The sequence below is a fragment of the Leptolyngbya sp. FACHB-36 genome, from assembly GCF_014695955.1.
Classification (GTDB): Bacteria; Cyanobacteriota; Cyanobacteriia; order Leptolyngbyales; family Leptolyngbyaceae; genus FACHB-36.
Genome location: NZ_JACJPG010000459.1, coordinates 31,721 through 42,849, shown reverse-complemented (window position 1 = coordinate 42,849; position 11,129 = coordinate 31,721). Strand labels below are relative to the sequence as shown.

The window sequence follows — 11,129 nt, the reverse complement described above, 5'->3', positions numbered from 1 at the left end:
GATCGCAGATCGACTCCGACTGCCGCCAAGGACGCCTCGTAGGCTTCGTGGCAGATCGACAGCGCCGATGCGAAATACACAACGCCAGCCGCGTCAGTATCGCTAAAGCGCACTGTGCGAGAGTAGACAAACGGCATTGAGCAATCCAAAAAAAGGACTAGTACTAATTCGGAATTTGGAATTCGGAATTTGGAATCCGAATTTCGGCTCTGCTCAATCCTCCGCAGTTGAGGGTTGAGCAGAACCACCTGTCTGATTGGTACAGGATTAAACCACAAATCCTAACTGCTGTTCGCTTAGAGCGACGATCGACGCTGATTAGCCGATCGTGACTTGATCGGTCTCGACAGATTGGGCACCGTTGACGCCTTTAGCAACCTCAACCATGCGGCTTAAAATATCCTGACTGGGGACTTTGCCCTTAAGAACCACTGTTGTTCCCGTTTGCGCAACGTATAGCGTGTCTATGTCGTCTAGCTGCGGATCTTCGTCGAAGGCCAGCGCGACCCGCTTTGCCAGTCCGCTCTGGTCATACTCGCCGTTTAAGCCAATGCGCTCAGGCGAAATGGCGTCTTCGCTCGTTTCTCCCGTTGCCGCTTGCTCTGGAGCAGGTGCGGGTGCTGGGTTCACTTGAGCACCTTGTGGCTTTCCCATACCGAATAATCGTTGTAGCCAACCCATTGTCTCGTCTCCTAAACGTTACAGTAAACGCTATCGAGTGCAGGTCTGAATCAGATCGATCGCGACACTCGATTAAATACTTCTGTCAAAGTACCGCTCATCCCTAAGAATGAAGGTAAAGAGACTATTAAGGACCGCTCAGTGAGTTCGATCGATGAACCTTTCCGGACGTGATCGCTCAACGTGCGTAATCAGGAACGGACCAGATTATGTACAGCACGTTTATGAGACTCTGGCTAGGATTGGGTGCGCTTGGAGCGGTACTGTTGACGCAATCCGCCTTGGCGCAGTCTGGATTGGAGGGCAGCTACGTTGGCGTTGCAGTAGATGGCAGCGCTCTGCAAGACGAGTTGCCCAATCTGCTGAAGTCGATCGAGCCGCAAGACTGGATTGTCGATGCTGCCCTGCGACAAATGAACGGAGCAGCCTTTAACAGTCAGTCTAGCCAGTCAACGGCAGGAAGCCAGTTTCAGGGACGCTATGATGTGCCCAATAGTCCGATTTCGGTACGGGGCACCGTCTTTGTCCATTCCGAACGCAGTGCTGTGCTGCCCATCCTCTCCTACGATCTCCCGGTTGGCAGCGGCACCAATCTTTACGCTGGAGCGGGATACGCGATCGTTCGTCCAGGCACCGTAACGCCTTTGGGAACTCAGAGCGGCATGGTGCTGACGACGGGCATTGAGGCATCTGCTGGTAAAAATTTAGTAATCTATGGCGACACGAAGTTGAACCTGAATCAGGACCGCAGTGGCAACGCGTCTTCATTGCGGTTTCAGTTTGGAGCCGGATATCGGTTTTAAGTTCAAAAGTAGAAGTTCAAAATTTTGAACTTCTACTTTCCTTGCCTACTGCCAATTCTGCACTGAGAAAATCTACAAACTGCCGAGCCGATCGCCCCGATCGACCGTTGTGCCGCGTTGCCCACTGAAGCGCCTGCTGGGTTAGCTCATCGGAATCCAGCGACAATCCGGCTTGGGCAGCCAGATGATGCACGATCGCCAAATAGGTTTTTTGGTCCGCAGGCTCAAACGTCAGCGTCAAGCCGAAGCGATCGCTAAACGACAGCTTTTCCTGCACCGTATCCCACGCGTGAACCTCATCGCCATCTCTGGGTCGGGGACGATCGCCAAAGAACTCCCGGATCAAATGGCGACGGTTAGACGTGGCGTAGATGACAACATTCTGCGGGCGAGCCGTGAGATTGCCTTCCAGTACAACCTTCAACGCTTTATAGGCGTCCTCGTCTTCCTCAAACGACAGATCGTCCACAAACAAAATAAACTTTTGCGGCAGATCGCGCAGTCGATCGACGATTGTGGGTAGCTCCCTCAACTCCGATTTGCTGACTTCAATTAAACGCAGGGGACGATCGACAAACTCATGCAGCAAGCCTTTTACCAGCGATGACTTACCCGACCCGCGACTACCGTACAGCAGCACATGCAGCGCTGTATAGCCGTTAAGCAAAAACTCAGTATTTTTTAGCAGTGTCTCCTTCTGCGCCTCGTAGCCCACCAAGCTCTCCACCATTACCGGATCGGGATGGGCAATTCCCACCAGTTGCCCCGCCTGCCAGCGCAGTGCCCGATACTCAGCCAATAGCCCCGTTCCAGTCCGGCGATAGTGCGCCGTCAAAGCCTCCAGACCCGTTGCCCAATCATCAATGTCTGTCAAGCACGATCGCTCTGTGGCGGGTGCAGTCCAAACGACCGGTGTGATTGTGCCCACGGCTTGCACCCACTGGCTCAGATCCTCTCCTGTACAGGCGGCGATGCATTGCAGAGTGTGGAGATCATGCTGAGCCGCTGCCACGATTGCAGGTGAGAGGCGATCGAGATCCGCTACTTGCACCTGCCGCGAAAAGACATTCTCGTCTCGGAGAATCTGCGTTACTACATAGTCGTGCCACGTCTGGTTTCCTGCTGCCATTGCCTGAAACCATTGCCCATAGGCATATAGACACTCGGCGTCTTGCGTCGGGTTCTCTTTAGCGTAGCGAATCGTCCGCAGCAGATTTAAGAACGACTGTCCCCGCTCGTCTGCCAGAACCGACTGGTACAGCAGCAGCGAGGCTGCTTGCTGCAATAGGGTTTGCACCGAGGTCAGTAAATCAGATGACATGGACTGTTTAATTCAGGACTGTATTGAAGATTCTCCTCGATCAGCCCCACGATCGTTACAAGCGAGAGTGAGGTTACAAGCAAGAGTGGGTTCGTGAAATGAGTAAAAGATTAAGTAAGATTAAGCTCATTTAAGTTTCATAATGAACCTGATCTATTCATGAGCTGGCTTGGTATTGTAGATGACATCCTTAAAAAACAGGTAATCACTCATGAATTCCACAAAAAAGCATCTTGGTGAATCAATCTCAATGGCTGCTCTATTGGCATTGACCAGCTTTGGATTGGTGGGAATCATCTCGTTATTCTAAGGGGATCTACGCTCGTAGCGATCTTGTCAGCGAGATAGATTGCGGTAGAAACACTTGTGAAACCACCCGTGAAACTACCCATGATGCTGAAAATAGTTCAACTTTCTTAATAAACGTAGCCGGAATGCGGCAGCGTCTTTAATAAATCTGAGGGCAAGCGGACTACCCCGCTTGCCCTTTGTTTTGCTCGTGCAGCGTTTAGGCAAGATTAAATTCCTTCAGAGCAGGTAGAAAGTTGGCATTTTCATGTCCAGAGCGGCTTAGCTTAATTAGGACAAAGCGCTGAAGCGGTGTCAGCGTAGTCCACTGCTCAAGGTCGATCGTTGCTCCAACCTCATGAGCTTTTTCCTGCACGCTTACAGGAATGGTCGAAGCGTCCAGCCAAGCGGGATCCGGGTCGATCGGCAAATCTGATGCAGGCGTTGCCGTATGCTCCAGAATCAGACGATGCAGAAAATCGTGATACGTCTGCGCTTCAGCCACCGTTTCGCAGGGCATCTCTACCAGACGTTGTCGATCGTCGGTCCCTAACCGATTCCACTGCGACAGTTTTAGCTTGACGCCACACGTGTCTAGCTTTAGCCGCACCTGCATGGGAATACAGCGAAGCGAGTCTACAAAGTCAGATTCAAACTGAAAATAGTGGGACATAAAAATTAGCGATTAGTCCTTTATTATTTTGTTCTAAAAATTTGATTGAACTGGCTAATCACTCAGTCTGATCATGCATGATAATAACTGTTTGTCAGGAGTCTGAAGATCGCTGATTGACGCGGCGAACAATCCAGTAGCTAACAGAGAGCGCTGCGATCGCGGCTGCTAGCGCCATCAGATCGAATGGACCTTTCTTCTCAAGATCAAGAATAATGATTTTTCGGGCAACGGCGATCAATGAAGTGACGATGACGAGTTCCACTTGAATCACATGCTTTTTCAGGTAGGCAGTGATGTTTTCCAAAATTTCTAGTGCAATTAAGACATTAAGAAACATGCCGAAGATTGTAAACAGAACAGTTCCAAAATCTTCAGCCGAGGGACGGATCAATTCTTGAACTAGCGAAGCGCCCAGTTGGTACACCGATATCAGAATTACGATGACCATTGCCAGCGATAGCACTTTGGATACGATCGTTTCGACTCGCTCCAACTGATGGAGAAAATTTTGGTCGCTGGCTTGCTCTCGGAGATATTTGATCAGCTTTTGCACCGTTTCTCACTCCCTGACGTCATCGGGCTGGCTCAACAGCATTTTTATGACTTCGGTGCTGTTTTACCTTGATTTTGTTGATCCGCGAAACGCATTAATAAACTCTTAGGAGAGCCATTGGGCTGCACTCGTTCCAGTGAGAATACTAAATTCTGTATGACGGACGCAAACAAAATGCAGCATTTATCACCAATCTTGCTGATACAAAATCTTTGGTCTGAGATTGACACGGCTCTATACTTCAACCGTCAATAGCAGTAGATAGCTGGAACCCCTTAGATGTGAGCAACTCTATGTCGAACCTGAGTGAGTTTAATTTGAGCGAAAACATGAGTCAACTGCTAGAGCCGATCGCTCAGTGGTTTCGCAGTTTGAATCTGCCGGACCCGATCGTCCATTGGGGACATCCGGTGATGATGGGCATCGTGATTTTCGTCATGGGCAGCTTCGTCGGCTGGACGGGCTGGCGCGGGCGACTGGCGCAAGACAAAGACGCCATGCTGAAAAGCCGTGCCGACCACCGCAAGCTGGCTCCGTTAATGTCCGTGTTTTTGGCGCTGGGTTACACGGGCGGCGTTTTGTCCCTCGTCATGCACCATCATCCGATTCTGCAAAGCCCGCACTTCTGGACTGGGACGATCGCTCTGCTGCTGTTGGGCACCAACGGCGTCCTATCCCTGGCGGGTTTCTGGGGCGACAAAGCGCCCCTGCGATTGCTGCACGCCTACGTGGGCACCGTTGCGCTGGGCTTGCTGATCGTGCACACAGCGCTAGGAATCCGACTGGGGCTGTCGCTCTAACCGCCGGAATTCTGGGCACTCTAGCAACGCCTAACGGTCTGGGCGCTGTTGCGAGGGGAATTCATCATGGGGTCAGTTAGCACGATCGTGCTGTGTTTGGCGTATGTTGCGGGGCTACTGTCTACGGTGGTTGCTTGGGGCGGTGGAGTGGTACTGGCGCTAGGGGTTGGTCTAGCGCTAACGATTCGCCGCGTCTGGAGATTCGCGCCGAATCCTCAGATCTGGCTGGCAGCAGGCGTCGTGGGGCTGCTAGCAAGCCTGTATTTTCAGGCGAGAGTGCCCTACGCAGGCGCAACCGATATCAGCAAGCTGCTGTCTTCTCCCAATGCAGCAAAGCAGGAGTGGATCGTTAGCGGCGAGGTGGATAGCCTGCCTCGTCTGACGCGTAGCCAAAATGCACAGGTCTGGCTAACCGTTCAGCAGGTTCTCCCCAATCGCAACAGCAAGCCTGTCAGCGGCAAGGTTTATGTAACGGTGCCGCGATCGGAGGCTGCAAAACTATTGCCAGGGCAAACCGTTCGCGTCGCGGGTTCTCTCTATTTGCCTAAGCCCGCCACCAATCCTGGCGGCTTCGACTTTCAGGCGTACCTGCGGCAAGAAGGCTGCTTCACCGGCATGCGGGGAAGGGCAGTCGAGGTGCCGGAGCAGCCAGCGCGCTGGGGCTGGTGGACGGTGCAGCAGCAGATTGTGCGATCGCAGGCTCGCTGGTTGAGCGGAGCTGAGGGACCCTTGGTGAGCGCAATGGTGCTGGGGGGACGCGCAGTGGATATGCCCTATGAGGTCAAGGACGCTTTTGTGCGAGCGGGTTTGGCTCATGCGCTGGCAGCGTCGGGCTTCCAAACGTCGCTGATTCTAGGCGTGGTGTTGGCGTTGACTTACCGCTGGTCGGAGCGGGTGCAATTTTGTCTGGGTACGGGCGCCCTTGCCCTGTTTGTCGGACTAGCGGGGGCGCAGCCTGCGGTGCTGCGGGCGGCGCTAATGGGCTTTGGCGGGTTGGTGGCTCTTGTGCTGGGGCGCAAGGTGAAGCCGCTGGGATCGTTGCTGGTGGCGATCGTGATCCTGCTCGTCGTCAATCCGCTGTGGATCTGGAATTTGGGCTTTCAGCTTAGCGTGCTGGCAACGCTGGGACTGCTTGTGACTGTGCCGCCGATCGCGCAGCGGCTTGACTGGTTGCCGAGTGCACTTTCGCCACTGATTGCGGTGCCGATCGCGGCGTACCTGTGGACGCTGCCCGTGCAGCTTTATGCCTTTGGTGTCGTGTCTCCCTACAGCATCCTGGTCAACGTAATTGCGACGCCGCTGATTTCCCTTCTCAGCATTGGCGGCATGATCAGCGCCCTCGCTGCTTTAATCTGGTCGCCTGCCGGGAGTGCGTTGGCGTGGCTGCTGAAGCTTCCGGCTCAGGCGCTTTTGGCGATCGTCAACGGTTCTGGGCAGCTACCCGGAAACGCCTATGCGATCGGGACAATTTCGGTGCTGGTGGCGATCGTGCTCTATGCGCTGCTAACGCTGACGTGGCTACAACGCTGGTGGCAGCAGCGCTGGTGGGTGGCGCTGCTGTTAGGAGTGGGGCTAGTATTTTTTCCTGCGTGGCAGGCAAGAGCCGCCCTGTTCCGCGTCACCGTACTGGCGGCGAAGGACCAGCCGATCCTGGTGATTCAAGACGGTCAACGGTTGGGGCTGGTTAACAGCGGAGATGACGCGACCACAGGTGCTACGGTGCTGCCGTTTCTGCAAAAAGAGGGTGTCAACCAGATTGACTGGGCGATCGCGACGGCGTCGAACTCCGCGACTCGCAACGGCTGGATTAAGCTCCGAGAGCAGCTCCCGATCAAAACTGCCTACGCGGTTTCTCCAAACAGCTTCGCAAGTGCTGATCGTGCCCGCAAGGTAGACCGCTTCGTGAACCTGACGCCTGCACAAACCGCGTCGCTCGGAACTACTCAACTCAAGCTGGTAAACGCTGATCCGCCGATCGTTGAACTGCAACTACAAGCTCAGCGCTGGCTGTGGTTGGGGTCGTTGACTCCCCAGCAGCAGACGGCATTGGTCAACGCAGGTAAGCTGCCTACAACCCAGGTGCTTTGGTGGTCTGGACGGCAGTTGCAGCCAGACCTAATCACTGCGCTTCGTCCGCAAGTGGCGATCGCGTCGGGGAACGCGATCCACCCAGACACCGCCGAGCGTCTGCGTGCGGCGGGAACTCGCCTGTACTGGACCGGACGCGATGGTGCGCTGCAATGGACGCCAAGAGAGGGCGTGAAGACCCTACTCGATAGCGACAATAAACCCACTGCCCTGTAGAATAGAAAAGCACCGAGCGGTGGACTGCGCGATCGGACTCGTCCTAGCGCTAAATCCATGTCTCGTCCCACCTGGAGAGGTGGCAGAGCGGTTGAATGCGCTTGACTCGAAATCAAGTTTGGGGCAACTCAACGGGGGTTCGAATCCCCCCCTCTCCGTACCTATCACCGACGCTCTCGTTTTTAGCCTCTGATGATCCGCGCCTGTGTCGATCGTCAGAGGCTAGATTCGTCTGAGCCTGGTACACTGGACCCTGTTTAAGCCAACAGACGCAGCTAATCGCGATTCGTCGATCGTTGTTAGCCTTCTTTCAGTACCAGGAGAGTGCTGTGAACACCAGGGAGATCAAAAAAGAAGCTAACCTCCTGTATAAAACGCTTGTCCCATTACTGGAGATGGGCGGATATGAGCAGCATATCCTGACCGATTTAGCGAAGATTGTGCAAATTTGTGGACGCAGTCGCAAGGAGATTACGTCGGGGGAACTGTTAGGATTCTTAGCGGCTTTTGCGCTAATTAAGCAGGACTCTGACAAGCTGAATGCTGTCGTCAATTTGTGGGATGCTGCTGCAACTCGACGCGATTACGAGAAGGAATCCTTGAGGCTTTTGCTAGAGCTAACGAGGGATAAACCACAAGATGAGTTTGCCTTACCGTCCCTGCTAAATCAGCTAGATGAACAGCGCGGAACTAGCTTTTTAGACAAAACCGTGAACGCGATTTATCGGTTCGCTCAAGTGATGGTGAAGGCGGATGGAATCACCACGATGCAGGAGATGGACGCGCTAGCGGACGTTTGGCGGTTGCTCCATACCTACAGCAACTCAAGCGCCACGATTGTGCATCCCACGTCTAGCACAGCAACGCCTGATGGACTTCAAGCTGTGCTGAATGAACTCAATCAACTGATTGGCATGGAGACGATTAAAGAAGAGGTTAGGACATTAACCAATTTCTTGAAAGTGCAGCAGATTCGAGCACAGCGCGGATTGGCAAAAACGCCAGTCTCGCTGCATTCGGTCTTTGGCGGTCCTCCAGGTACAGGAAAAACCACCGTAGCGCGATTAATGGGGCGAATTCTTAAAGAGTTGGGGTTTCTCAGCAAAGGGCACGTGGTTGAAACCGATCGCGCAGGCATGGTGGCGTCGTTTATTGGCGGCACGGCGCAGAAAGTGGATGAGCTAGTGAAATCATCACTGGATGGCGTGCTATTTGTGGATGAAGCGTATGCCCTCAAGTCAGGCAACTCTGCTCAGGATTTTGGGCAAGAGGCGATCGATGTGATGCTGAAGCGGATGGAAGATTACCGCAATCGCTTGGTGGTAGTTGTGGCAGGCTACACGGGACCAATGGCAACGTTTATTGAATCGAATCCTGGTCTGAAATCTCGCTTCAATCGCTATTTTTACTTCCAGGACTTCACGCCGGATGAGCTGTTGGCGATCTTCCACAAAATGTGTAAAGACAGCCACTTTACGCCCACCGAGGCGGCGAATCAAACCCTGCTGAAGCTGTTTAATCAGCTTTACGATCAGCGCGATGAAACGTTTGGCAATGGGCGACTGGTCCGCAATCTGTTTGAAAAGACGATTGAGCAGCAGGCGAACCGATTAGCCGTAATTTCTACGCTCACCGATGAGGTGCTAACAACGATTCTGCCAGAGGATATTCCCTCGGCAGATGCTCTGATCCCGTCGCAGCTAACATCGGCTGAGTAAATGGCAGGCGGACGCTACGCAGTTGTTTCTGATATGCTAAACACGACTATTGGGTCAGGGTAAGACTGTCTGGACCCGGTCTTTCTGACGCAATTTTTTGGGTGCTGCCTCTCATTCAGCTAAAGTCGCGCTAAGAGCGTCGTTCCATTCGTGAAACTGCCCGTTCTCTATGATTTTCAGACGTCTTACTAAGCTTAAGAAGATTTGGCATGAACGGGGTACACGAGGCACGCTGGAATTTATCTACTGGCGAATTCTAGAGCGATCGCGCCGCCAAACCACGTACCGACAGTGGGTGGCTCAGCACCGTTCCAAGCTCGATCGATTGGCAGCAGAAACTGAGATGGCGCAGTGGCAAGCGCGCCCAACGTTCTCGGTGATTATGCCCGTCTATAACGTGGAGGCGACTTGGCTAAAAAAGGCGATCGAATCCGTCCGCCGTCAGCTTTACCCCAACTGGGAACTCTGCATTGCTGACGACGCTTCAACAAATCCTGACATTCAACCACTGCTGGCTCACTACAGTCGGGTTGATCCGCGCATCAAAATTGTCTTTCGTTCAGAGAACGGCAATATTTCTGCCGCCAGCAATTCAGCATTGGAATTGGCAACAGGAGATTATATCGCGCTGCTAGATCACGACGATGAGCTGGCGATCGAGGCGCTATTCGAGGTTGCCAAGCTGATCAACCAGCGCCCCAACGCTGACTTTATTTATACCGACGAAGACAAACTTGACCCGAAGGGGAACCGCTGCGATCCGTTCTTTAAACCAGACTGGTCGCCAGAGTATTTCCACGCTTGCATGTATACCTGTCATTTGGGCGTTTACCGAGCCAGCCTGATTCGTCAAATCGGTGGTTTTCGCGTGGGCTATGAGGGCGCTCAAGATTACGATTTGGTGCTGCGCGTTGTCGAGCAGACCTCGAACATCTACCACTTGCCTAAGGTGCTCTACCACTGGCGCGTGATTCCGGCGTCCGTGACTTCCGGAGAGCAGGCGAAACCGTGGGCGTACCTCGCGGCTCGTAAAGCGCTGGAGGAGATGGTGGCGCGGAGCGCCTATCCGGGACGGGTGGAGACTACCGATCGCGCTGGCTTTTTTCGTGTGCGACGAGAGCCACAGGGACAGCCACTCATCAGCATCATTATTCCCAGTGCCGGAAAAACTATCGAAACCGCGAATGGTTCTCTCTGCCTGTTAGAAAACTGCATCCGCAGCATTCAAGAGCGCAGCAGCTATCGAAATTTTGAGCTGGTGCTCGTCGATGGCTACGACATCCCAGAGGCAGTGTTGCAGGCGATCTGCGAGCACGTTCCCGATCCGGCGACGCTGCACCTTGTACGCTGCCGAGAGCCGTTTAATTTTTCCCGGCGCATTAATTACGGCGCGGCTAAGGCATCTGGCGAGGTGCTGCTGCTGCTCAACGACGACACGGAGGTGGTGACGCCGGATTGGTTGGAGTCGATGCTGGAGTTTGCTCAACAGCGCGAGATTGGAGCGGTTGGCGCAAAGCTACTGTTTCCCGATCGCCGCCTTCAACACGTTGGTGTAATGGTGCTCAACGGCAATCCGGGTCATGCGTTTTACGGCATGCAGGACGATCATCCGGGCTATTTTTGCTCCAATATCGTCAACCGCAACTATTTGGCAGTGACGGGGGCGTGCTTGATGATGCGTCAGGATGTGTTTCAGCAGATCAACGGCATGGACGAAGCATTTCCCCTAAACTACAACGACGTGGATTTGTGCTTGAAGGCGCATCAAGCAGGATTTCGGAATGTCGTAACACCGTTTGCTCAACTCGTTCACTATGAGTCGGTTAGCCGCGAGAAGGGACTGCAGCCTAAAGAGTGGCAGAATTTTAACCACAAGTGGCGATCGTATTTGGATGCGTTGGAGTACGACCCTTACTACAATCCCAACCTATCAAACCGCGATGTCTTGTTTGAACTCTAACTTAGCCGCGAGCAAAGCATTTGCT

At 53.5% G+C, this 11,129-nt stretch carries 9 protein-coding genes, 1 tRNA gene and 1 pseudogene; 6 read left to right on the top strand and 5 right to left on the bottom strand.

Annotated elements, in window-relative coordinates; translation table 11 throughout:
• Both H6F43_RS22275 and H6F43_RS13110 read right to left on the bottom strand, forming a co-directional pair.
• A pseudogene (locus H6F43_RS22275) lies at window positions 1–137 on the bottom strand (1,4-dihydroxy-2-naphthoyl-CoA hydrolase); the annotation flags it as partial.
• Between the two features lie 181 nt (window positions 138–318).
• Window positions 319–681, bottom strand: a complete 363-nt coding sequence (locus H6F43_RS13110; RefSeq protein WP_190343189.1) for a BON domain-containing protein — start codon at window positions 679–681, stop codon at window positions 319–321.
• A gap of 209 nt (window positions 682–890) precedes the next feature.
• On the opposite strand from H6F43_RS13110, the gene H6F43_RS13105 reads away from it, so the two are divergent.
• On the top strand, window positions 891–1,484 hold the full coding sequence (locus H6F43_RS13105) for a hypothetical protein (protein ID WP_206754560.1): 594 nt from the start codon (window positions 891–893) through the stop codon (window positions 1,482–1,484).
• 16 nt (window positions 1,485–1,500) lie between these two features.
• Here the strand turns inward: H6F43_RS13105 and H6F43_RS13100 are convergent, their stop codons facing one another.
• From H6F43_RS13100 to H6F43_RS13090, 3 genes are all read right to left on the bottom strand, one after another.
• Window positions 1,501–2,805, bottom strand: coding sequence for an ATP-binding protein (locus tag H6F43_RS13100; protein ID WP_190343187.1), 1,305 nt, complete (start codon window positions 2,803–2,805; stop codon window positions 1,501–1,503).
• Between the two features lie 508 nt (window positions 2,806–3,313).
• The gene (locus tag H6F43_RS13095) at window positions 3,314–3,766 is read right to left on the bottom strand and encodes a nitrate reductase associated protein (protein WP_190343186.1); all 453 of its coding nucleotides are present in this window, start codon (window positions 3,764–3,766) and stop codon (window positions 3,314–3,316) included.
• A 94-nt stretch (window positions 3,767–3,860) separates the two neighbouring features.
• On the bottom strand, window positions 3,861–4,322 hold the full coding sequence (locus H6F43_RS13090; protein ID WP_190343185.1) for a phosphate-starvation-inducible PsiE family protein: 462 nt from the start codon (window positions 4,320–4,322) through the stop codon (window positions 3,861–3,863).
• A 293-nt stretch (window positions 4,323–4,615) separates the two neighbouring features.
• Here H6F43_RS13090 and H6F43_RS13085 point away from each other — a divergent pair, with 293 nt between their 5' ends.
• From H6F43_RS13085 to H6F43_RS13065, 5 genes are all read left to right on the top strand, one after another.
• Window positions 4,616–5,122 (top strand): DUF4079 domain-containing protein, encoded by a 507-nt coding sequence (locus tag H6F43_RS13085; protein ID WP_190343184.1) that lies wholly within the window; start codon window positions 4,616–4,618, stop codon window positions 5,120–5,122.
• Between the two features lie 66 nt (window positions 5,123–5,188).
• A complete protein-coding gene (locus tag H6F43_RS13080; RefSeq protein ID WP_190343183.1) occupies window positions 5,189–7,426 on the top strand; it encodes a ComEC/Rec2 family competence protein in 2,238 nt (745 codons plus the stop codon).
• A 73-nt stretch (window positions 7,427–7,499) separates the two neighbouring features.
• Window positions 7,500–7,584 (top strand) — tRNA-Ser (locus H6F43_RS13075).
• A gap of 171 nt (window positions 7,585–7,755) precedes the next feature.
• Window positions 7,756–9,144 carry an AAA family ATPase gene (locus tag H6F43_RS23145; RefSeq protein ID WP_199290324.1) on the top strand — a complete coding sequence of 463 codons (1,389 nt, stop codon included), beginning with the start codon at window positions 7,756–7,758 and terminating at the stop codon, window positions 9,142–9,144.
• Window positions 9,145–9,313: 169 nt separating this feature from the next.
• Complete coding sequence (locus H6F43_RS13065; RefSeq protein ID WP_190343182.1) at window positions 9,314–11,104, top strand: glycosyltransferase; 1,791 nt, start codon at window positions 9,314–9,316, stop codon at window positions 11,102–11,104.
• Window positions 11,105–11,129 lie beyond the last annotated feature (25 nt).

Excerpts from the sequence above, each read along its gene's own strand:
- H6F43_RS13110 (WP_190343189.1), bottom strand. The coding sequence starts at position 681 with ATGGGTTGGCTACAACGATTATTCGGTATGGGAAAGCCACAAGGTGCT.
- H6F43_RS13105 (WP_206754560.1), top strand. The coding sequence starts at position 891 with ATGTACAGCACGTTTATGAGACTCTGGCTAGGATTGGGTGCGCTTGGA.
- H6F43_RS13100 (WP_190343187.1), bottom strand. The coding sequence starts at position 2,805 with ATGTCATCTGATTTACTGACCTCGGTGCAAACCCTATTGCAGCAAGCA.
- H6F43_RS13095 (WP_190343186.1), bottom strand. The coding sequence starts at position 3,766 with ATGTCCCACTATTTTCAGTTTGAATCTGACTTTGTAGACTCGCTTCGC.
- H6F43_RS13085 (WP_190343184.1), top strand. The coding sequence starts at position 4,616 with ATGTCGAACCTGAGTGAGTTTAATTTGAGCGAAAACATGAGTCAACTG.
- H6F43_RS13080 (WP_190343183.1), top strand. The coding sequence starts at position 5,189 with ATGGGGTCAGTTAGCACGATCGTGCTGTGTTTGGCGTATGTTGCGGGG.
- H6F43_RS13065 (WP_190343182.1), top strand. The coding sequence starts at position 9,314 with ATGATTTTCAGACGTCTTACTAAGCTTAAGAAGATTTGGCATGAACGG.